The organism is Sneathia sp. DSM 16631 (assembly GCF_014892235.1).
GTDB lineage: Bacteria > Fusobacteriota > Fusobacteriia > Fusobacteriales > Leptotrichiaceae > Sneathia > Sneathia vaginalis.
The window spans coordinates 295,722-319,697 of the sequence record NZ_JADBHL010000001.1 but is presented as its reverse complement, the minus strand read 5'-3'; the positions used below and the strand labels follow the sequence as shown (position 1 = coordinate 319,697).

The following is a 23,976-nucleotide window of genomic DNA, read 5'->3' as shown; positions in this document are numbered from 1 at the left end:
AAGGATTAAGACAAATAGCGTAATAAAAAAAATATAGGGTAGGGACTACCCGAATTAACGCCTGTGGAGATAGTAGGTTACAAGGTAGCGAAGCAGGAAGCCCATAGGCTTTAGACTATGGGTAGTTCACTTGTTAAGACGAGGGTTTGATGTAGCAATTGGGAAAATTAACAATTTAGAAGTCGATTTTATTGTCACAAATGCAAATGAAAAAATGTATGTTCAAGTAACAGAAAGCATGAAAAATGAATCTGTAAGAGAAAGAGAATTAAAACCGTTACAAAAAATCCATAATAATTATAAAAAAATGGTTATTACTCTAGATAAAGTTATTGATGACGAATATGATGGAATTCAGTCTATTGATATAATTGAGTGGTTGTTAAAGTAAGATAATGTAGTTATAAAAATTAATATTAGGGAACTTTGACTTAGTTCTTTAGTTCCTCATGGGTGTATTGTAAGTGGAGTGAAGGAATATGATTAATAAAGGAGGGCTTATGAAATTAATTAGACCAGATAAGAAATATATTCAAAGTTATATAGAAGCAAATGAAGAAGATGAAATTTTTAGACCGTATGCAGAAAGACGTTTTAGAAACTATGAGACAATTATAGAAAGTTCATATAATATGGAACATGGTATAAATTTACCTATAAATTATGTTAGATCTACTACATTTTGGTTGATAGATAATAAAAAATTTATTGGTGAAATTAATATTAGACATGAATTAAATTCTTTTTTACTTAACTATGGTGGCCACATAGGGTACGAAATTAGACAATCTGAATGTATGAAGGGCTATGGAACAAAAATGCTTTCTATGGCACTTATATATTGTAAAGAGACTTTGAATCTACATAAAGTTTTGATTACATGTGATGATGACAATATTGGATCAATAAAAGTTATAGAAAATAATGGCGGAATTTTGGAAAACAAAGTGAAAAATATATTACCAAGAGGGAATGTTACAACAAGAAGGTATTGGATTAATATATAGGAAAAAGTATAAAAATATTAAATAAGAGGTGTAAGAAGTGAATATTAAAGATGAACTATTTTCATTACAGGATATTTCATATGGAGATTTCCAGTCAAAATTGATTCCAGGAATTTCTAGAAAGAGTATTATAGGTGTTAGAGTTCCGGAAGTAAGAAAGCTTGCAAAAAGACTTGTAAAGGAAAAGGAAGTATCTAAATTTTTAAAAGAACTACCACATAAATACTATGATGAAAATATGCTTCATGGACTTATTCTTTCTGAAATGAAGGACTACGATATATGTATTACTGAAATAGATAAATTTTTGCCTTTTGTAGATAATTGGGCTGTTTGTGATATTATGTCGCCTAAGATTTTTAAGAAGAATAAGACAAAACTTTTGAAAAAAATCAAAGAATGGTCTTTATCAGAAAAGACATATACTTGTCGTTTTGGAATTGAGATGTTAATGTCTTACTTTCTTGATGATGATTTTAAGCCTGAGTATTTAGAAATACCAACTTTTATTCATAGCAAAGAGTATTATGTTCAAATGATGGTTGCGTGGTTTTTTGCAACGGCTTTAGCAAAGAAATGGGATGATAGTATAAAATACATTAAAGATTATAGGTTAGATACAATAATTCACAATATGACAATACAAAAAGCATGTGAGAGTAAACGTATTACTCCAGAACAAAAAGAATATTTAAAATTACTCAAGAAGTGAGAAAAGAATTGAAAAAAATTAAAAACTGGGTATAATTTAGTAATATATTTTTTTCGATTTGGAGGTTTTTATGAAAAAACTTGAATTTGGACTTGTTCCTAGATTAATTATTGCAATCTTTCTAGGAATATTACTTGGAACTTTTGTGCCTTTAGGTTTTGTAAGGGTATTTAAAACTTTCAGTACATTTTTTGGAAGTTTTTTATCATTCTTTATTCCTTTTATGATTATAGGGTTTGTTGTAATAGGGATTGCTAGATTGTCTGAAGGTGCGGGTGTACTTTTAGCATTGACAGCAGGTATTTCATATGTGTCTACTATTATAGCTGGACTATTCTCATACACAGTAGCATCAAATATTTATCCAAGCTTAGTATCAAGTGAATTAGTTAAAAGTTTACAAGATACAATATCTAATAAAATGATGGTAGTTTCACCATACTTTACCATTCCACTTTCGCCTGTACTAGATGTTACAGCAGCAATAGTGTTTTCATTTATGGTTGGAATTACAATAAGTTACATGAGAAAGAAAAAAACAGGTGAAACAACTTTTAATTTATTTAATGATTTTGAAATGATAGTAACAAGAATATTAAGACATTTTATAATCCCATTATTACCACTACACATATTCGGTATAATTTGTGAGTTGTCATATACTGGTGAAGTTTTTGCCATTATTAAACTATTTATCAAGATATACCTATGTATTTTTGCTATGCACTACATATATATGTTAGTTATGTTTAGCATAGCAGGAGCAGTATCTAAGAAGAATCCTGTTAATTTAATAAAGAATCAAATACCAGGTTATCTAACAGCAGTTGGAACACAATCATCTGCTGCAACTATACCAGTAAATATACAATGTGGATTAAATAACAAAACATCTGAAGAAATAGTTAATTTCGTTGTTCCTCTATGTGCAACAATACACTTATCAGGATCTATGATAACAATAACTAGCTGTGTAATGGGTGTATTAATTATGACTGGAATGAATTATTCAGTATCACTAGTTCTTCCATTTATAGCAATGTTAGGAATTGCAATGGTTGCTGCCCCTGGTGCACCAGGTGGAGCTATTATGAGTGCATTACCATTCTTGTATATGGTTAATATAGACTCAAAAGGAGCTTTAGGAGCTTTACTAATAGCGTTGTATATAACACAAGATAGTTTTGGTACAGCAATAAATGTATCAGGTGATAATGCAATAGCTATTTATGTAGATGAGTTCTATAAGAGATTTATAAAAAAAGATAAGTAGACATATGACTATAGGCTATTAAAGCTTATAGTCTTCTTTTTTTTTGTTTAAAAAATTATACCGATTAGACTTGTTTCATTTAGACATTTATGCTTATATTATATTGTAAAATGTGATTATTAGTGATAGAATTAGGCTAATCAAGTTAAATAAGGAGTACTGATGGAAAATAAGATTTTAAATGTTAAAGATTTGATTAATGTAGGATTATTTAGTGTCCTAATTTTATTCTTTACTTTTGTGTGTGGAATGGTTGCACATTCTCCTGTAACAATGCCATTTTTACCATTTTTAATTGGTGTTGTAACAGGACCAATATATATGCTATATTCAACTAAAATCACTAAACCAGGTATGATAATAATACAACAATTTGTTTTAGGATTAGTATTTTTAGCAACAGGTCATGGAATATTTGTAATAGGAACTCTTATGATATGTGCGATAATAGCAGAATTTGTTATAAGAAAAGATAATTATACAAATTTAAATGCAAAAAGAATAGCATTTAGTATTACTCCTATGGGTGTAATAGGTAATTTTGTTCCACTTTTAATTTCAAGAGATAAGGTTTACCAAAGATTGGTAATGCATCGTGGAGTTGAGTTTGCTAATAAGTTCATGAATGCTATGTCATACAAAGTAATAGTTCCTTGTATTTTACTAGCAGCAGTAGGTGGATTTATAGGTTGCACTATAGGTATACATTTATTGAAAAAACATTTTGTTAAGGCAGGTATGTTAAAGGAAAAATAATATGAAGCTAGATTTTAGAACAAAATTTTTTATGACCGTAGTTATATCATACGTAGCTATGATGGAACAGGTTTTATTTAGAAATATGTATTTAATGCTAGTAATATTATTTGTACCCTACATATTATTTATGTTATCGGGATATATTAAAATAGCTTTGAAGGGAATAATACTAACAGTTATTTCCTTCATTCTTCATATATATATGTTTAATATACAAAATTCAATACTTTTAAGCGTGTGTCTATTTATGAACACAGTATTTTTAAGTATAATTCCTGGTATCGCTATGGGAAGTTATTCTGTTATGACTACAGATATGGGTGAGGTTATAGCTAGCATGACTAAAATGAAATTTCCAGATCAGTTAATAATACCTATTTCTGTTATGGCAAGATTCTATTACACAATACTAATAGATTATGGTCAAATAAAAGATGCTATGTTTTTAGATGGTCTAAGTGTTAAAAAGTTAATATTTCATCCCTTAAAATTATTTGAATATAGGGTTGTTCCTCTTTTGATGTGTATAACAAGAACAGCTGATGAGGTTACAATTTCTGCTATTACAAGAGGACTTGAAGTAGGAGGTAAAAGATCTAGTATTTATGATGTTAAATTTGGAATTGTTGACTATGTCCTATTATTCTTAACAACTAGTTTATTAATTTATCAGATAGGAGGTCAAATTGCTTAGTATAGAAAATTTAAGCATAAAGTATGAAAAAAAGACTTTGTTTACTGGATTAAATTTAAATATTAACGAGGGAGAATTGATAGTTATAACAGGGAAGTCAGGTTCAGGTAAGAGTAGTTTATTAAAAGTGATAAATGGGATAATACCTGAATTCAATGCAGCTAGTGTAAGTGGTAATATTAGATGTAATGACATTGATATATTAAAAGAAAGTATGACAAAAAGATCAAAATATATATCAACAGTTTTTCAAAATCCCAAGACACAGTTTTATTGCATAAATACAACTGATGAAATAGCGTTTGGATTGGAAAATAGGAATGTTAGTAAGGATAAAATAAAAAGTACAATAAAATATTATTCAAAATTATTAAAAACAGAAGATTTAATGGATAGGGATATATTTAAGCTATCAGGAGGACAAAAGCAACTAATTGCGATTAACGCTTGTATGTGCATGGATAATATTATATACCTATTTGATGAACCTAGCTCATCCTTAGATGAATCTAGTGTAGAATGGTTAAAAAATACCTTGTTATTATTGAAAAAAATGGGGAAAATAGTAATTATTGCAGAACACAGACTATATTATTTAAAAGACATAATGGATAAGTTATTAATAATACAAGATGAAAAGATACAAACTTATACAAAAAAAGAAATACCACTTATAGACTTTGAAAAATATCAATTAAGAAGTTTTTCTGATTTAAGTATAGACAGAGAAGTAAAAGAAATAGACCTACATAAAAAAAGAGATATAGGGGACAATGAAGGCTTAGTTTGTAAGGACTATTATGTTTGCTATAACAAAAATGTTGTTATAGATACAAGTATTTCATTAAATAATGGCACTTTTTTTATAACAGGAAAAAATGGTGTAGGTAAGACAAGTTTTGTTAGAAAATTAGCGGGCCTATTAAAAAATAAGTATGGTCAAACTTTTTATATGGATAAAAAAATAAAGAAAGAGTATGAATATATTTCTATGGTTATGCAGGATGTTAATTATCAAATATTTACAGATTCTGTGTGGTCAGAAATTTCTATTGTAAGTGAAAACAAAGAAGAAAAAATAGAAGTACTAAAAGAATTTGATTTATATGATAAAAAAGACTATCATCCACAAATATTATCAGGTGGTGAAAAACAAAGATTAATGATAGCTAAAGCTATTGTTAGTAAGAAACCTATTGTAATATTTGATGAACCAACTTCTGGTCTTGATAAGATGCAAATGAATAAAATTATACGATATATAGAGAAAATGAGGGAAGATAATAAACTAATATTAGTTATAACGCATGACAAAGAACTAATAAAATTTTGTGATGGGCAAATTCTTCGTTTCGTATAATGAAACAAAATAAATAAATATATTTTTTCTTGTAAACAATGATTGTCATAAGCACGATTATAGCTATATTCATGAAAGAATATATTTTTTTTAATAAAATAATAAATAAAATATTATTGATAAAAAAATAAAAGAGAGTACAATATAAGTGTAAAGAATATTAATATATGAAAGGAAGGGCGAATATGGACGCTTGGAGAGGATTTAAGACCGGTAAATGGGACAAAGAAATAAATGTCGCAGATTTTATTGAATTAAATTATACTGAATATACAGGAGATGGAAGTTTCCTAGAAGGACCAACTGATGCAACTAAGAAATTATGGGATAAATTAATGCCTATGATTAAAGAAGAAAGAGAAAAAGGTATCTATGATGCAGAAACAAAGAAACCATCACAAATAGATGCTTATGGTCCTGGATACATTGAAAAGGATTTAGAACAAATAGTAGGACTACAAACAGATAAACCATTAAAAAGAGCAATCTTCCCTAATGGTGGATTAAGAATGGTTAAAAACAGTCTAGAAGCATTTGGTTATAAATTAGATGATGAAACAAATGAAATTTATACTAAATACAGAAAGACACATAATGACGGTGTTTTCTCAGCATATACACAAGATATTAAATTAGCAAGACACGCAGGTGTTATAACTGGTTTACCAGATGCATATGGAAGAGGAAGAATAATAGGTGACTACAGAAGAGTTGCTTTATATGGTGTTGATTACTTAATTGAAAAGAAACAAGAAGACTTCGATAAGATAGATGGAAATGACATGACAGCTGATATGGTTAGAGATAGAGAAGAAATATTTGACCAAATAGCTGCATTAAAAGCATTAAAGAGAATGGCTGAAGGATATGGATTTGACATTTCTAAACCAGCTACAACAGCTAAAGAAGCTATACAATGGTTATACTTTGGATATTTAGGAGCTGCTAAAGACCAAAATGGTGCTGCCATGAGTATGGGAAGAACTTCTACATTCTTAGACATCTTTATTCAAAGAGACTTAGAAGAAGGAATAATAGATGAAAAACAAGCACAAGAATATATAGACCACTTCATTATGAAGTTAAGAATTATAAGATTCTTAAGAACACCTGAATATGATGCATTATTCAGTGGAGACCCAGTTTGGGTAACTGAATCAATCGGTGGTATAGGAAGAGATGGAAGATCATTAGTTACTAAGAACTCATTCAGAATTTTACATACATTATATAACTTAGGACCAGCTCCAGAACCAAACTTAACAGTATTATGGTCAGAAAAATTACCTAAACCTTGGAAGAAATTCTGTGCTCAAGTTTCAATCGATACATCATCATTACAATATGAAAATGACGATTTAATGAGACCAGAATTTGGTACTGACTATGGTATCGCATGTTGTGTATCACCTATGACAATAGGTAAACAAATGCAATTCTTTGGTGCCAGAGTTAACTTACCAAAAGCATTATTATATGCTATAAACGGTGGTAAAGATGAAGTTAAAGGAACTCAAGTTACACCACTTGGAGAATTTGAACCAATTAAAGGAGACTACTTAAACTTCGAAGAAGTTTGGGAAAAATATGATAAGATGCTAGACTGGTTAGCAACTACATATGTTAAAGCATTAAACATCATTCACTATATGCATGACAAATATTCATATGAAGCATTTGAAATGTCATTACATGATTCTAAGATAAAAAGAACAGAAGCATTTGGTATCGCAGGATTATCAATTGTTGCTGACTCATTAGCTGCTATTAAACATGGTAAAGTTAGAGTTATAAGAGACGAAAATGGTGTTGCAATAGACTATAAGAACGAAGGGGAAGACTACGTTCCATTCGGTAATAACAATGACGAAACTGACCAATTTGCAGTAGATATAGTTAAGATCTTCATGAACAAGATAAGAACACACAAGATGTACAGAAACGCAATACCTACTCAATCAGTATTAACAATAACTTCAAATGTTGTATATGGTAAGAAGACAGGTAATACACCAGATGGTAGATTAGCTGGTAAACCATTCGGACCAGGTGCAAACCCAATGCACGGAAGAGATACTAGTGGAGCAGTTGCATCATTAGCATCAGTTGCTAAGATACCGTTTGAAGATGCAAATGATGGTATTTCATACACATTCGCAATTACACCAGGTACTTTAGGAAAAGATAGAGATGAAAAACAAGAAAATCTAGTAGGATTATTAGATGGATATATGCATCAAACAGGACACCACTTAAATGTTAACGTATTTGGTAGAGAATTACTTGAAGATGCTATGGAACACCCAGAAAAATACCCACAATTAACTATAAGAGTTTCAGGATATGCTGTAAACTTTGTAAGATTGACAAGAGAACAACAATTAGATGTTATAAACAGAACAATATCTGACAAGATGTAGTTATATTATATATTTAGGTGCAAGATTTCTCTTGCACCTTTATTATAAGGGGTGAATATTTTATGAAGGGTTTTATACATTCGTTTGAAAGTTTTGGAACAAAGGATGGACCAGGAATAAGATTTGTATTATTTATGCAAGGTTGCCCTTTGAGATGTTTATATTGTCATAATGTGGATACATGGAATATTAAAGATAGAAAAAAGATATTGGAACCAGAAGAAGTATTTCACGAAATTGAAAAAGTTCAGGGATTTATACGTACAGGTGGTGTAACAATATCAGGTGGAGAACCACTTGTTCAACCAGATTTCATAAAAGAAGTATTTAAATTATGTAAAGAACATGGTATTCATACAGCTTTGGATACATCTGGATATATTTTTACACAAAGAGCAAAAGAAGTATTAGAATACGTTGACTTAGTATTGCTTGATATCAAGCATATAAATCCTGATAAGTACAAGATATTAACATCTGTAAATTTAGCACCAACATTAAAGTTTGCAGAATATCTAAAGGAAATAAATAAGCCAGTTTGGTTGAGATATGTATTAGTGCCTGGATATACTGATGGCGAAGAAGATCTCCATAAATGGGGAGAATATTGCTCAAAATTAACAAATGTACAAAGAGTAGATGTATTACCATTTCACCAAATGGGAGCACCCAAATGGGAAATGATGAAAAGGGTTTATGTCTTAAAAAATAATCCTACACCAACTCCAGAACAAGTAAGAAAAGCTGAAGATATATTTAAATCTTATGGATTACCTGTAAGATTAACCAATAGATAAAAAAATCGTCTTTTACAGGACGATTTTTTAAATAAAAGTGTTGAAAAATATGCGTATTTTGTGCTAAAATTATATATATAGAATATAGGAGGATTTAAAACATGGAAATGAAGTATAACTATAAAGATTTCGGTTTAGTTAATACTAGAGAAATGTTTGCTAAAGCAAATAAAGAAGGATATGCAGTTCCAGCTTTCAATTTCAATAACTTAGAACAATTACAAGCTATAATTGAAGCATGTGTTGAAATGGGAGCACCAGTAATTCTTCAAGTTTCATCAAGTGCAAGAAATTATATCGGTAGAGACATGATTCCTTGGTTAGGTAGAGCAGCAGTTGAATACGTTAAGGCAGCAGGTTCAGATATACCAGTTGCATTACACCTTGATCATGGTCCAAGCTACGAAATAGCTGAAGACTGTATTTTAAATGGTTTCTCATCAGTTATGATAGATGCATCTAAATATGATTATGATGAAAACGTAGCAATTTCAAAGAAAGTTGCTGATTTTGCACATAAATATGATGTAACAGTTGAAGCTGAATTAGGAGTTTTAGCTGGTATAGAAGACGAAGTACACGCTGAAGAACATATCTTTACTCGTCCAGAAGAAGTAGAAGATTTCGTATCTAAGACAGGTGTAGATTCATTAGCTATCGCTATAGGAACATCACATGGTGCATACAAGTTCAAACCAGGTGACAATCCACATATAAGATTAGATATCTTAAAAGAAATTGAAAAGAGAATACCAGGATTCCCTATCGTATTACACGGTTCATCATCAGTACCTCAACAATATGTTAGAATCATAAATGAAAACGGTGGTAAGATCGAAGATGCTTTAGGAATACCAGATGAACAATTACATATGGCATCTAAATCTGCAGTTGCTAAGATAAACGTAGATACAGACGGAAGATTAGCATTCACAGCAGGAGTTAGAAAAGCATTTGCTGACGATCCAACAGTATTTGACCCAAGAAAATACTTAGCTAAGGGTAGAGAATTCATGAAGAAATACTATAAAGAAAAGATAGTAGATGTTTATGGAGCTGAAGGAGCTTACAAAAAAGGTAAAGAAAGAAAGTAAGATAAATAATTGAGTCGCTTATGCGACTCTTTTAGTATAAGGAATAATAATGTTAAAATATATATGTGTATTTTTAATATCAATGGTTCCATTGATAGAGTTAAGAGGTGCTGTTATTTACGGTGTAGCACTTAAATTAGATATAATGAAAATAATGATAATTTCCGTTATAGGTAATATGCTAGTTGTACCAATAATATTCTTGTTTGCAAGAAGAGTCTTAGAATGGGGTAAAGAATTTAAATATACTAGTAAGGTATTTAAGTATTTTTTAGAAAAAGGGCATAATGCAGGTAAAAAGTTAGAATCTAGTTCAAAATACGGTGTTTATGTTGCCCTATTTTTATTTGTTGGGATACCATTACCAGGTACTGGAGCATGGACAGGTACTTTAGCCGCAAGCTTATTAGATCTTGATTTTAAAAAGACAGTAATCTCAGTTCTATTTGGGGTAGTATTAGCTTTTTTAATAATGAGCTGTGTTAGCATAGGATTTAGAAGTTTAATATGAGAAGTTGGTGTAAAAAGAGTGAAGAAACTATTAATTATATATTTTTTGTCTATTAATATATTTTCAAATACATTAAATTTAAAAGAGAAAATAAGGCAAAGTTTTTTGAATTTTGATACTGATATACAGTTTGTATTTACTGATAATATATCACCTAATGAGATAGATTCAGATGTAGAACAAGTAATGAAAGAGGATGATATAAAGAATCTTTTAGTTAGTACTAGTATAGAAGTAAAGGAAAATAAAGAGAATATACGTGCTAATATACATGTTAAATATTCAGTAAAAAAAGAAGACTACATATTAGCGGAAAAGAAAATAGATGAGTGGGCTAAGAAGAATATTAAAAAAAATATGAGTGATTATGATAAAGCCAAGACAATACATGACTATATTATACAAAATATTACATATAGTAGTACTGGTAAATATGATACTAGAACTTATATAAGTGGTATTTTAGATAAAAAAGCTGCTTGTGAAGGATATGCAAATTTATTCTATAAATTAGCAAAAAAATCAAAGTTAGAAGTTAATATATTAGCAGGAATGTCTAGAGGACTAAGACATGCATGGAATCAAGTAAAAATTAATGGAAAATGGTATAATGTGGATGTAACATTTGATGATCCATTAGGAGATAGAGGTAATAATTATTCATATTTTTTAAGAAGCAATAAGTACTTTTCTAAAAATCATGAATTGACAGATAAAAGATTAAAACCTGCACCATCAGATTATAATAGAAAGAAGATAATAGGTAATTATATAGAAAATGAAAAAGACCTTATTAAATATATACATAAAAATATCCGTAAAGGTGTAATAAAGATAAATTATGGTGGTACTTTTGACTTAAAGAAATTAAGAGATATTATAAGTCAAGGATATACAGTTAGAAAAGTGATTTTTGATGATTATGAATACATTGAAATAAATTTAAGAGGAGATGTTTCTAAGTGAAGAATAAGCGAAAATGGATACAAATTAGCATGAGATCTCTTTTATTTTTTGTTATAACAGGTATAATATGTGGTTTTGTAATAACAATGTATAAATTGGGTATAAATCATTTTGCAAAATTTATGCTATCCTACTTAAAGGTATGTAACAAGACAATATATGGTAAGATATGTTTCGTTTTAACCTTTATTGTATTAGGTACAGTAATATATTTTATGAATAATTTAGATTCAATGATAAAGGGTTCTGGAATACCAGTAGTATATGGTATTATAGACGCTAAATTTAAAGTTAATTGGGAAAAGACTTTGGTGTATAAATTTGTATCAAGCATATTAACAGTTGGATCAGGTATGACATTAGGAAGAGAAGGTCCATCTGTTCAAATAGGAGGGCTTGTAGGAGAAGCTGTACATAAGCTTTCAAAAGAAAGTGAAGAAGATGAAAGATATTATGTAGGTGCATCAGCAGGTGCAGGGCTTGCAGTTGCATTTAATGCACCAATAACAGGGGTTCTTTTTTCAGTGGAAGAAATATTTAAAAAGACTAATAGAAAGGTGTTTTTAAGTGCATCTGTAATAGTATTTTGTGCAGTAATAACATCAAATCTATTATTAGGTAATCACCCTACATTAGTAGATATGCCAAAAATTGCAGCATTAAATATGCACACATACATTTATGTTGCACTAATAGGTATATTATCTGGTATTTCAGGTGTGTTGTTTAATTATATAATAATAGACAGAAAAGATGTATTCAATAAAGTATTACCTTTGAATAAATATTTTAAGTTTTTAGTTCCCTTTGTTGTAACTGCAATAATATTATTAATTGATGGTACAACATTTGGAGCAGGTGAACATTTTTTATCTATGAATATGTATGGTAGTTACTCTATACAAAAAATAGTAGTGTTGTACCTATTAAAAATATTCTTACTTTATTTATCATTTGCAGTAGGAGTTCCTGGAGGAAGCTTAGTTCCTTTATTGGTAATAGGAGCATTACTAGGTAATTTTTATGCAAGTATTTTATGTACTTTAGGTATAATACCACCTAGTATGGTAATAGTATTTGTAATGCTTGCAATGTGTGGACATTTTTCTTCAATAGTAAGAGCACCAATTGCTGGAATAATACTAATACTTGAAATGACTGGTGGTTCATTTGAATATCTATTAAGTCTTGCAATAGTTAGTTTATTAGCATATACAATAGCAGAAGCCTTAGGTAAGAAGCCATTCTATGAAGACTTATACGAAAGAATGCTAGGAAACAGGTAAATAATTTGGGCATGCAATGGCATGCTTTTTTTTGTACAAATTATTTCCAAAAAAACAGTAAAAAACCTTTCATAAAAAAGTGATAAGGTTTATATATTGAAACTTAGTTGTTAATGAATATAATAGTATAAAAGAAGGTGAGAAAATGATTTTAAATGAGCGTGAAATAAAAATATTAGAAAAATTCTATAACAAATCAGAACTTAGCATATATGAGTTAGCAAAAGAATTTAATGTATCAGAAAGAATGATACGTTATAACATAGATAGAATAAATGATGTATTGAGCTTTATTAGGATATCACCTATAAAAAAATCTTCTAAAGGTACAATAATTTTAAATATAGAGGGTAAAGAAAACAAGATATTGGAGATAATAAAAAAATTAGAACCTTTGGATAAAAATAAAAAAATAACAATTATACAGTGGTTAATCTTATTCTCAAAAGAAAAAATAACAATAACTTATTTAACAAAATATTTTGATTTATCAAGGGGTACAATAATAAATTACCTGAATGAATTAAAGAAAAGATTAGAAGTAAAGGGAATAAAAATTGAAAATGATAATGGTCTTTATTTAAAAGGGGATAGAGAAAATTTAGAAAATTATAGATTCAATATATTGTTTGATGATATAAAGTACATTTATAAAGAAGATGATAATGAGATTTCTGTCAAGTTAAACGAAATAATATTTCAAAACATAGACAAGAATACATTTAAGTCCATTAAGCAATTTATAGATGAGATAATAAGCGATTTTAAATTAAATGTTAATGATATAAATTACAGAATTTTATTTACTCGTTTTCTAATTATATTTATCGAAAAATCTAAAAGTACAAAAGAGTATGTGATAAAAGAGTCTGATAAAAAATATGTTTTGAATAAACTAAGATTATTAAATTTAACTAGTAAAGTAACAGAACAAATGATAGAGCAAATTATAGATCTTGTAGCATGGATAAAACAAAGTGATAATTATCAGGAAAAAGATGTAAATATAGGTGTAGTGGTTAAAAGTATAATTAGTCAGGTAGAAGCTAAGATAAATAAGAATATAACAAAAGATAAATTATTATTTGAATTTTTATTACAACATGTAAATGCACTAATTAGCAGAATAGATAACGGATATATGCTTGATGCACAAACATTAGATGAAAGCTATAAAAAGAAAGATGCTTTCTTCTATATTATAAAAGACTCTATGGGGTTATTAAATAATGTATTAAATAAAAAAATTGATGATGATGAAATACACTTATTGAAGATACATTTTTTAGCATCAATAGAACGTATAAATAGATTAGAATTAAAACCTGTAGAAGTTGCGGTTATAACATCATTTGGAAGTGGTAGTAATAAAATATTAGTAGATAATATACAAAATAGATTTTATATAAAAGTATCATATGTAGGATCTATATATAACTTTAATAAGGCTTTAAAAAATAATTTAAATATTAAATATATATTGACTACAGTAAAATTAGATGAAAAAGAATATGAAGATAAAATTATTGTTAATATAAGCCCAGTTATAACTGAAAAAGAAAGGCAAACATTACTTAAATTAGGTTTTAAGAGCAATATTAATAAAATACTTCTATCAAATATAGTAGATATAGTAAGAAGAAGTTCAGAGAAATTAGATTATGAAAAATTTATATCCGAGTTATTAAATAATTTTGGTGACAAGATAGTTAATGATATAGAAATATTAGATGAGTATGAAAATATTTTAAAAGAAGAAAATATCATATTTAACTATGATGCAAAAGATATTTATGATGCCTTAGAAAAAGGATGCAGCTTATTAGAAGGAGAATTTACAGATAAGAGTTATACAAAAGATATATTAAGTATATATGAAAAAAATAATTCACATATCATTCGATATAACGGCTTGATATTACCACATACAAAGAATAATAATAATGTTCATAAGACGGGAGTTTCAATAATAAGTTTAAAAGAACCTGTTAATATAAAAGAAACGGGTGAAATGATAGATACAGTAGTAAGTTTTTCTATAAAAGATGAAAAGAAATCATTGGACATTATTAGTAATTTAATAAATATGGTATTTAAGAGTGAATTTAAAGAAATACTTAATGAGAAAAACAAATATAAAATAGTAGAATATTTAAAAAATTATAAACTATAGAACAGGAGATTGGTATGTTATTTAATAAAGAAGATATATATTTTAATGTAGAAGCAGAAAATAGAGAAGACCTAATTAGAAAAATGTCCAAAATTTTTAAAGAACAAGGATATATTAAAGATGGTTATGAAGAATCATTAATTGAGAGAGAAAAAAATTATCCAACAGGATTAAATTTTGAAAAGTACTTCGTTGCAATACCTCATACAACATATTCATTAATAAATAGTCAAAGAATAGTGTTTGTTAGGTTAAAAAATGAAGTTGAGTTTGGAGAAATGGGTACAAATGAAAAACAATTAAAAGTTAAAGTAGTCTTATTCTTATTAATCAAAAAAGGTGAAGAACAAGTAACTGTCTTATTAAACTTAATGAAAATTTTAGGCGATGAAGATTGCTATAATACACTAGAAAAAAGTGAAGATAAAGAAGAAGTATATAACATATTAGTAAATAAATATGGAAAATAATGGGAGGTATATATGAAAAGAATAGTAGTAGCATGCGGTTCAGGAATAGCAACATCACAAACAGTTGCATCAAAGATTAATTCAATGTTAGAAGATGATGGGATTAGTGCAACAGTAGAATCTGTTGATATAAAGGCATTAGAAAATATTATATCACAAGTTGATATTTATGTAACAATAGTTCCAGGATCAGAAACATATGGTAAGCCAACAATAAATGGTATTAAATTTTTAACAGGTCTAGGTATGGAAGAAGAATACGAAAAATTAAAAGAATTAATTGCAAAGTAGAAGAGGAGTATTTATGTTAAAACAAGTAGTAGACTATATTTTAGGACTAGGTCCAGCAATATTTTTACCAATAATTATGATAATAATTGGTATAATAATCAGAATGAAAATTAAAAGAGCAATTTTAGCAGGTATAACTTTAGGTATAGCATTTACTGGAATGTCATTGATACTAGGTTTCATGTTTGAAACAATAAGCCCAGTTGCTGCAAAATTCGTTGAAACAACTGGTATACATTTAAATACAGTAGATGTAGGATGGGCACCAATGTCAGCAATAGCTTGGGCATGGCCATATGCATTATTAATGTTCCCTATTCAAATAGTTATTAATCTAATACTATTAGGATTTAACTTTACAAATGTATTAAATGTAGATATGTGGAATGTTTGGGGTAAAATTTTTACAGCAACAATGGTTATAGCTATAACTCATAGCTTAATATTAGGATTTGTAGCTGCAGTTATACAAATAATATTAGAATTAAAAACAGCAGAAGTTACTCAAAAGAGAATATATAAAATAACTAGTATTCCTGGTGTAACTTGCACACACTATATGACATTACAATGTGCAATGATGGAACCAATTAATAAGGTATTAGACTTAATACCTGCAATAAAAAACAGTACATTTGATTCAGAAAAATTAAAATCAAAAATAGGTGTATTTGGTGAAAATTCAGTTATGGGATTCATAATAGGTGGTTTATTTGCATTGGTTGCAAGATACTCAGTAAGTGAAACATTACAAATAGCAATTAAGGTTTCTGCATCATTAGTTCTATTCCCTATGGTAGCAAAATTATTCATGCAATCATTAGCACCAATTGCAGATGCAGCAGGTGCATACATGAAGAATAAATATAAAGATAGAGAAATATATATAGGTCTAGACTGGCCATTCTTAGCAGGACAAGCAGAATTATGGGTTATATCTATCTTAATAGTACCAGTATCAATAGTACTAGCATTAGTATTTTCAAAATTAAATCTAAATACAATATTACCTCTAGCAGGTATAGTAAATGTAATAGTTGTTGTACCAGCAATGATCGTTAGTAAAAAGAATTTAATAAAGATGTTCATATTAAGTGTAATATTTACACCAGCATATCTAATAGTATCATCAAGTTTTGCACCTTATGTTACAGAACTTGCAAGACAAGTAGGAACTATTGATATACCAAGTGGACAAATGATTAGTTACTTTGGTGTAGAAGCTCCAATATTTAGATGGGTGTTAGCAAATGGATTAGCACTTAGATGGCAAGGATTATTAGGTGTTGTTATATTTATAGTCCTATACGCAGTATTCTATATCACAATGAGAAAGGAAAATGAATGAACGAAGAATTAAAAAAAGAATTATTAGAAGTTGCAAGACAAGCACAAAGAATAGGCTTATGTAAACATAAATCAGGTAATTTTAGTGTTAGAATACCTGGAACAAATAAGCTATATGTTACACCATCTGCAATTGATAGAGAAGAATTAACTGAAGATGATTTATGTATAATGGACTTAGATGGTAACGTTCTTTATCATAAAGAAGGAGTTAAGCCATCAAGTGAAACTATGATGCATTTGGAAATATATAAAGAAAGAGAAGATGTAAAAGCTATAGTTCATACACATTCTAAAATGGCAACAGCATTTGCTGTATTAGCAAAACCTATACCAGGTGTAATATTCGAAGCAGCAACATTAGGCTTAAAAGAAGGTTATGTACCAGTTGCAAAATACGCAAGACCTGGTACAGTTGAATTATCTAAATCTGTAATAGAACCTATAAGAATATCTGATATGGTATTATTAGAAAAACATGGAGTTGTAGCAGTAGGATGCGATATAAAAGATGCATTTTTAAAAGCACAATATGTAGAAGAAATAGCAGAAATATACTATATGACATTAATGATAAATAAAGGAGTTGAACCGCCAAGATTTTCAGTTGAAGAATTAAACAAGTGGAAATATCCAGAAAAATTTTCAAAATAAAGAGGTTGTGTGATGAAAAAAATAATAAACAAAAAAGAAGACTACGTTAAAGAGTTGGTAAATGGAATAGTAAAAGCTCATAGTGATAAAGTAAAATTATTAAACGATGATTTTAGGATTTTAGTTAAAAAGGAAAAATCACAAGATAAAGTAGGGCTTGTAACTGGAGGTGGAAGTGGACATTTACCATTGTTTCTAGGTTATGTAGGAGAAGGAATGTTGGATGCCTGTGCTATAGGTAATGTATTTGCATCACCATCAAGTAAAAAGATGTATGAAGCAATAAAGTACGTTGACTCAGGAAAAGGTGTATTATGCGTATATGGAAACTATGGTGGAGACAAGATGAATTTTTCTATGGCAAGAGATGAAAGTAGTTTTGATGATATTGAAGTTGAAGAAGTAATAGTTAGTGATGATATTGCTTCATCAAATGATAAAAAATCAAGAAGAGGAGTCGCAGGATTAGTATATGCATATAAGATAGCAGGGACATTAGCTAAAAAAGGATATACTTTAAAAGAAGTAAAGTCTAAAACAGAAAAAGCGTTAGAAAATATTAGAACTATGGGTATTGCACTAACACCATGCATAGTTCCAGAAGTAGGAAAACCTACATTTACCATCTTAGAAAATGAAATGGAAATAGGTATGGGTATACATGGTGAAAAAGGGATTAATACTACTAATATGAAAACAGCAAAAGAAATTGTTGATATTATACTAAATAAAATAGAAACAGAAATAAAATTAGAAAAAGGAGATAAAATTTCTGTATTAGTTAATGGTTTAGGTGCTACATCATTAGATGAGCTATATATAGTATATAATGAAATATATGACAGATATAGCAAAATAGGTGTTAATATATTAAAACCACTTATAGGTGAATATGCAACTTCAATGGAAATGGCAGGATTATCAATAACAGTATTTAAGTTGGATAATGAAACTGAAGAATTACTTTTAAGTGAAGATGAATTAACATTTATGAAATGAGGCATAATAATGAGCGTTGATATAAAAGAAATATTAAAAAAAATTTATGGCAATATACATACTAATAAAGAATATTTAATTAAATTAGATCAAGAATTTGGAGATGGAGACTTAGGTTTAACTATGGATGAAGGATTTAGTGCAGTATGTGAATATGTACAAAAAAATGAAATAGCTGATAAAGGTATATTATTTAAGAATATAAGCAGTACATTTAACGAAGCAGCACCTTCATCATTAGGAACAATAATTTCTATGTTTTTCATGGGAATGGCAAGGGAATTAAAAGGTAAGACTGATCCTACAAAGGAAGAATATATATATTCATTACAAAAAGGATTAGAATACTTGAAATCTAAAATAGATACTAAATTAGGTGATAAGACAATTTTAGACTCATTAGAACCAGCTATTGTAGAATTTAATAAAACTAAGGATAAAATAAAGGCATACGAAAGTGCAAAAGAAGGAATGGAAGAAACAAAAAATATGATTTCTAATCAAGGTAGAGCAAAGTATCATGGAGAAAAAACATTAGGTCATATAGATGGTGGAGCTTATGTGTCATACTTGGTATTTAAGAGTATTTCCGAATAAAAAAAGCTAGGATTAAAATCCTAGTTTTTTTTTCCAAATTATTTATATAAAAGGGCTTATGGACTAAATAAATGCTTCGATAATATATCTTAATACAAATATTATTGCTAATATATAAACAACTAATGATACTTGTTTTCCTTTTCCAGTTATTAATTTAATAACAGCATAAGAAACTATACCGAATACTATACCATTTGCAATAGAGTATGATAAAGGCATCATAATTATTGCTAAGAATGCTGGTAGACCTTCAGTGAAATCAGAGAAGTCTATTTTCAAGATATTACTTATCATGAAAAGTCCAACAACTATTAATGCTGATGCTGTAGCACATGGAGGTATGATTGCAAATATAGGTTCAAATATTAGAGCTACTATAAACAATATAGCTGTAACTATTGCAGTTAAACCTGTTTTACCACCTTCAGCAACACCAGCTGCACTTTCAACGAATGTAGTAACAGTTGAAGTACCAAGGCAAGCACCTATTGATGTACCTATTGCATCTGCAAGTAAAGCTTGTCTTGCTTTAGGTAAGTTACCATTTTCATCTAACATATCAGCTTTTGATGCAACACCAACTAATGTTCCTACTGTATCAAATAAGTCTACGAATAAGAATGCAAATACAGCAATAACCATATTAAATGTTAATATATTATGAAATTCAAACTTAAAGAATATTGGTGATATACTTGATGGTAAACCGATTATTGAACTAGGTAATTTTGTAACACCAAAAGGTATAGCAAGTAAAGTAGTAATTAACATACCTAATAATATTCCACCAGGTATTCTTTTAACTAATAGGAATAAAGTAATAAATATTCCAAAAATTGTAAGTATTGCAACAGGGCTCATAATATTACCTAATGTTAAAGGTATACCCTTTGCAGGAACAACTAAACCTGATTGAATTAAACCAATGAAGGCAATAAATATACCAATACCAGCACTTACTGCATTCTTTAATGACATAGGTATAGAGTTAACTATAGTTTCACGAACCTTAGTCATTGTAAGAACTATGAAAATTAAACCTTCAATTAAAACTGCTGTTAGTGCAAATTGCCAACTTAGACCCTTACCAAGTACGATAGTATATGCGAAGTATGCATTAAGTCCCATACCAGGAGCAAGTGCGAATGGATAATTAGCATATACACCCATAACTACAGTGGCAATAAAAGCTGAAATAGCTGTTGTAGTAAATACAGCACCATGGTTCATACCAGCATCAGATAATACTGCAGGGTTGACGATTAAAATGTACGCCATAGTCATAAAAGTTGTGATACCTGCTAAAATTTCAGTTTTAACAGTAGTGTTATTTTCTTTAAGTTTAAAGAAATTTTCTAAAAATGTTTTCATAAAACAAATCCTCCTATAGATCTTTCTTAAAAAAAAACTCAAAAGGAAACTTGTCCACTAAATATAAAGCCTAGAAGGGTAGGCTTCAAGCGAAACCTACCTCCTAGGCTTTTATCCTTTAGGTGTAGTGCAAATATATATGCACCTGTGTCGCTCGGTCACATGAAAGAACCCTAGACACACTTTCTCTTTTGAGTTTATTATTCATTAACAAGTAAATGATAGCAGAGAAAAAAGTATTTGTCAAGGATAAATAAGTAGGTATTAAGAATTTGCCAAAAATAGCATATATAGGTATATATATGTAATAAAAATTTTAATACCTATTAAAAAGTTTCAGATTATGAAAAACAACTAGCTTTTATTTACGATAAGATATATAATATTAAAAAAAGAAAAAGACGAGGTAAACATGAAATATAAGATAAAATCAAATGGAAAAGCACTAATACCTTTTATTATTTTCATAGGAATGTATCTTTTTACAGGATTTTACTTAACTTATTCAGGAGAGAAGTTAGCGTTTTACAAAGTAAATTCCCCTATATTTGTAATACTAGGTATAATATCAGCATTTATACTCTTTAAAGGAGATATATCAAGTAAATTTAATAATTTAATAAAGGGTTGCGGAGATGAAAATATTTTAATAATGTGTCTTATCTATCTATTAGCAGGAGCATTTGCAAGTGTTACAAAAGCAACAGGTAGTGTAGAATCAACCGTTAACTTAGGTATGAGTATTATTCCAGCTAAATATTTAGTTGCAGGGATATTTTTAATGGCATCATTTATATCTATTTCAACAGGTACATCTGTTGGAACAATAGTAACTGTTGGACCATTAGCTATAGGTTTATCTGAAAAATCAGGCATATATTTACCATTAGTACTAGGAGCTCTAGTAGGAGGAGCAATGTTTGGTGATAATTTATCAATAATATCAGATACAACCATTGCAGCAACAAGAACACAAAATGTTAATATGAGCGATAAGTTTAAAATGAATTTAAAAATTGCATTACCAGCAGCTATAATAACATTTTTGATATATATGTTTAGTTTAAATAATATAAATACTGTAAATATTGGTTCTGTAAATTATAGTCTTATTAAAGTAGTACCATACATATTAGTATTAGTACTAGCTGTATCAGGAGTAAATGTTTTTGTAACATTGACTATAGGAACAGTATTTTGCGGGATTATAGGGATTAGCACTAATGTATTTGGTGTAGTTGGATACTGTTCTAAAATATATGAAGGCTTTAATAATATGTTTGAAATCTTCTTATTATCTTTTCTAACAGGAGGTTTAGCATATATGGTTAGAAAAGAAGGAGGTATAGACTATATCATAGAAAAAGCAAAGAAGTGCTTAAAAGGTAGTAAAACAGCAGAATTAGGTATATCAGCTTTAATTTCAATTCTAGATATTGCAGTAGCAAATAATACAGTTGCTATAATAATAGCAGGACCTGTAGCAAAAGAAATATCAAATGAATATAATGTGGATCCAAGAAGAGTAGCATCGTTATTAGATGTATTTTCATGCGTATTCCAAGGTTTAATTCCATATGGAGCACAAATATTAATAGCAACAAGTCTAACAAAGGGTATGCTTAGTCCCTTTGCACTAATACCATATTTCTGGTATCAGTTTATACTAGCAGTTTTTGCTATTTTATCGATCTACATACCATATTCTAATTTAAAAAATAACTGAAAAAATTAAATTAATTATTAAGCTATATAAGTAGAAGGTTATAAACCTTCTATTTTTCTATACCCTAATAAAGTTTATTGAAAAAAAAGTCTTATCGTGTTAGTATCTTAAAAGAGGTGTTAAAAGATGAAAAAAATATTAGTTTATTTATGCATGTTAATAAGTTTTACAGGGTTTTCAAAATTAAGAGTTGGTATAACAATGTTACCGTATTATTGTTTTGTATCAAATATAGTTGGAGATAAAATGGATGTAGTTCCATTAGTGCCAGCAAATGTTAATGCACATACTTATGATGCAACAGCACAAGATATTAAGAGATTAAATACAGTAAATGTTGTAGTTGCAAATGGAGTAGGGCATGATATGTTTTTAAACAAAATGTTAAGAGCAACTAGAAAAAATATACCAGTAATTAATGCAAATAAAAGAACAACACTTATGCACATAGCAGGGCAAAGAAGAAGTGGTATAGTAAATCCACATACATTTATTTCAGTTACACAAAGTATACAACAAGTAAATTATATCGCATCTGAATTAGCAAGAATAGATTCAAAAAATGCAGGATATTATAGACAAAATGCTTCAAGATATATAGCAAAATTAAGAAGTATAAAAACAGAAGCATTAAGAAAAGTTAAAGGTAAATCAAGAAATATTAGAATTGCTACAACACATGGAGGATATGACTATTTATTAAACGAATTTGGTCTAAGTGTTACTACTGTTGTAGAACCTTCATATGTTCAAAGTCCAAGTTTGACAGATGCTAAGATAGCAATTAATAAGATGAAGTCAAATAAAGTTAAAATCCTATTTGATGAACAAGTTTCAAACCATAAATTAGCAAATACTATACAAAGAGAAACTGGTGTACATATAGCTGTATTAAATCATATGACAAATGGAGCATACAAAAAGGATGCGTTTGAAAAAGCACTAAGAGAAAATATGAATGCAGTATGTAACGCAATACAAAAGGTAGCAAAATGAAAAAAACAAATGCAATGAGAATTTTAGATTCTAAAAAGATAGTGTATGATGAAATAGAATATGACACAAGTAAAGGTATATCTGGTGTTGATGTTGCAATAAGTACAGGTGAAAATCCTGCAAATGTTTACAAGACACTAGTTACATATTCAAAAGATAAAGAATACTTTGTATTTGTAGTTCCAGTAGGTTGTGAATTAGATTTAAAAAAGGCTGCAAATGTAGCAAAAACAAAAAAGATCGATATGTTACCACAAAAAGAACTACTAAATCTTACAGGATATGTACATGGAGGTTGTTCACCTATAGGAATGAAAAAGCTATTTAAAACATTTATTGATATAAGTGCCAAAGGCAAGGAATATATATTTGTTAGTGGTGGCAAGGTAGGACTTCAAGTAAAGATTAATCCAGATGATATATTAAAAGTAACTAATGGAAAATATGAAGATATAGTAAAATAAGAAAAA

At 28.7% G+C, this 23,976-nt stretch carries 24 protein-coding genes; 23 read left to right on the top strand and 1 reads right to left on the bottom strand.

Annotation, left to right across the window (positions count from 1 at the left end):
• The first annotated feature begins 130 nt into the window (after positions 1-130).
• The 20 genes from IMK15_RS01600 (at position 131) to IMK15_RS01505 (ending at position 19,410) form a co-directional block, all read left to right on the top strand.
• Complete coding sequence (locus IMK15_RS01600) at positions 131-391, top strand: ATP-binding protein (protein ID WP_046328477.1); 261 nt, start codon at positions 131-133, stop codon at positions 389-391.
• A gap of 109 nt (positions 392-500) precedes the next feature.
• Positions 501-1,007 carry a GNAT family N-acetyltransferase gene (locus IMK15_RS01595; RefSeq protein ID WP_046328478.1) on the top strand — a complete coding sequence of 169 codons (507 nt, stop codon included), beginning with the start codon at positions 501-503 and terminating at the stop codon, positions 1,005-1,007.
• Between the two features lie 37 nt (positions 1,008-1,044).
• Positions 1,045-1,719: a DNA alkylation repair protein gene (locus IMK15_RS01590; protein ID WP_046328479.1), complete on the top strand. Its 675-nt coding sequence runs from the start codon at positions 1,045-1,047 to the stop codon at positions 1,717-1,719.
• 70 nt (positions 1,720-1,789) lie between these two features.
• On the top strand, positions 1,790-2,992 hold the full coding sequence (locus IMK15_RS01585) for a dicarboxylate/amino acid:cation symporter (protein ID WP_192941637.1): 1,203 nt from the start codon (positions 1,790-1,792) through the stop codon (positions 2,990-2,992).
• A gap of 162 nt (positions 2,993-3,154) precedes the next feature.
• Complete coding sequence (locus tag IMK15_RS01580) at positions 3,155-3,748, top strand: MptD family putative ECF transporter S component (RefSeq protein ID WP_192941636.1); 594 nt, start codon at positions 3,155-3,157, stop codon at positions 3,746-3,748.
• 1 nt (position 3,749) lies between these two features.
• On the top strand, positions 3,750-4,445 hold the full coding sequence (locus IMK15_RS01575; protein ID WP_192941635.1) for an energy-coupling factor transporter transmembrane component T family protein: 696 nt from the start codon (positions 3,750-3,752) through the stop codon (positions 4,443-4,445).
• A complete protein-coding gene (locus tag IMK15_RS01570; protein WP_192941634.1) occupies positions 4,438-5,805 on the top strand; it encodes an ATP-binding cassette domain-containing protein in 1,368 nt (455 codons plus the stop codon). The genes IMK15_RS01575 and IMK15_RS01570 overlap by 8 nt, the downstream gene beginning before the upstream one ends.
• Before the next feature lie 185 nt (positions 5,806-5,990).
• Entirely contained in the window at positions 5,991-8,225 is a 2,235-nt protein-coding gene (pflB, locus tag IMK15_RS01565; RefSeq protein WP_192941633.1) for a formate C-acetyltransferase, read from the top strand.
• Positions 8,226-8,287: 62 nt separating this feature from the next.
• Positions 8,288-9,022 (top strand): pyruvate formate-lyase-activating protein, encoded by a 735-nt coding sequence (gene pflA / locus IMK15_RS01560; protein ID WP_046328485.1) that lies wholly within the window; start codon positions 8,288-8,290, stop codon positions 9,020-9,022.
• 107 nt (positions 9,023-9,129) lie between these two features.
• Positions 9,130-10,116 carry a class II fructose-bisphosphate aldolase gene (locus tag IMK15_RS01555; RefSeq protein WP_046329245.1) on the top strand — a complete coding sequence of 329 codons (987 nt, stop codon included), beginning with the start codon at positions 9,130-9,132 and terminating at the stop codon, positions 10,114-10,116.
• Between the two features lie 49 nt (positions 10,117-10,165).
• Positions 10,166-10,627 (top strand): COG2426 family protein, encoded by a 462-nt coding sequence (locus tag IMK15_RS01550; RefSeq protein WP_046328486.1) that lies wholly within the window; start codon positions 10,166-10,168, stop codon positions 10,625-10,627.
• Positions 10,628-10,645: 18 nt separating this feature from the next.
• Entirely contained in the window at positions 10,646-11,593 is a 948-nt protein-coding gene (locus IMK15_RS01545) for a transglutaminase domain-containing protein (RefSeq protein ID WP_192941632.1), read from the top strand.
• Positions 11,590-12,879 (top strand): ClC family H(+)/Cl(-) exchange transporter, encoded by a 1,290-nt coding sequence (locus tag IMK15_RS01540; protein ID WP_285162442.1) that lies wholly within the window; start codon positions 11,590-11,592, stop codon positions 12,877-12,879. Before IMK15_RS01545 ends, IMK15_RS01540 begins: the two co-directional genes overlap by 4 nt.
• Positions 12,880-13,024: 145 nt before the next feature.
• The gene (locus tag IMK15_RS01535; RefSeq protein ID WP_192941631.1) at positions 13,025-15,052 is read left to right on the top strand and encodes a BglG family transcription antiterminator; all 2,028 of its coding nucleotides are present in this window, start codon (positions 13,025-13,027) and stop codon (positions 15,050-15,052) included.
• A 14-nt stretch (positions 15,053-15,066) separates the two neighbouring features.
• Positions 15,067-15,522, top strand: a complete 456-nt coding sequence (locus IMK15_RS01530) for a PTS sugar transporter subunit IIA (protein WP_046328488.1) — start codon at positions 15,067-15,069, stop codon at positions 15,520-15,522.
• 12 nt (positions 15,523-15,534) lie between these two features.
• Positions 15,535-15,813, top strand: a complete 279-nt coding sequence (locus IMK15_RS01525) for a PTS sugar transporter subunit IIB (RefSeq protein WP_046328489.1) — start codon at positions 15,535-15,537, stop codon at positions 15,811-15,813.
• Positions 15,814-15,826: 13 nt separating this feature from the next.
• Positions 15,827-17,161, top strand: a complete 1,335-nt coding sequence (locus IMK15_RS01520) for a PTS galactitol transporter subunit IIC (RefSeq protein WP_046328490.1) — start codon at positions 15,827-15,829, stop codon at positions 17,159-17,161.
• Positions 17,158-17,814: a class II aldolase/adducin family protein gene (locus IMK15_RS01515; protein ID WP_046328491.1), complete on the top strand. Its 657-nt coding sequence runs from the start codon at positions 17,158-17,160 to the stop codon at positions 17,812-17,814. Before IMK15_RS01520 ends, IMK15_RS01515 begins: the two co-directional genes overlap by 4 nt.
• 12 nt (positions 17,815-17,826) lie before the next feature.
• A complete protein-coding gene (locus IMK15_RS01510; protein WP_046328492.1) occupies positions 17,827-18,813 on the top strand; it encodes a dihydroxyacetone kinase subunit DhaK in 987 nt (328 codons plus the stop codon).
• 9 nt (positions 18,814-18,822) lie between these two features.
• Positions 18,823-19,410 carry a dihydroxyacetone kinase subunit L gene (locus IMK15_RS01505; protein WP_192941630.1) on the top strand — a complete coding sequence of 196 codons (588 nt, stop codon included), beginning with the start codon at positions 18,823-18,825 and terminating at the stop codon, positions 19,408-19,410.
• 63 nt (positions 19,411-19,473) lie between these two features.
• On the opposite strand, the gene IMK15_RS01500 is transcribed toward IMK15_RS01505, so the two are convergent.
• Positions 19,474-20,784 (bottom strand): NCS2 family permease, encoded by a 1,311-nt coding sequence (locus tag IMK15_RS01500; RefSeq protein WP_192941629.1) that lies wholly within the window; start codon positions 20,782-20,784, stop codon positions 19,474-19,476.
• 412 nt (positions 20,785-21,196) lie between these two features.
• On the opposite strand from IMK15_RS01500, the gene IMK15_RS01495 reads away from it, so the two are divergent.
• The 3 genes from IMK15_RS01495 (at position 21,197) to ybaK (ending at position 23,970) form a co-directional block, all read left to right on the top strand.
• A complete protein-coding gene (locus IMK15_RS01495) occupies positions 21,197-22,510 on the top strand; it encodes a Na+/H+ antiporter NhaC family protein (protein WP_192941628.1) in 1,314 nt (437 codons plus the stop codon).
• Positions 22,511-22,636: 126 nt separating this feature from the next.
• Complete coding sequence (locus IMK15_RS01490) at positions 22,637-23,506, top strand: metal ABC transporter solute-binding protein, Zn/Mn family (protein WP_192941627.1); 870 nt, start codon at positions 22,637-22,639, stop codon at positions 23,504-23,506.
• Positions 23,503-23,970, top strand: coding sequence for a Cys-tRNA(Pro) deacylase (ybaK, locus tag IMK15_RS01485; protein WP_192941626.1), 468 nt, complete (start codon positions 23,503-23,505; stop codon positions 23,968-23,970). Before IMK15_RS01490 ends, ybaK begins: the two co-directional genes overlap by 4 nt.
• The last annotated feature ends 6 nt before the right edge of the window (positions 23,971-23,976 follow it).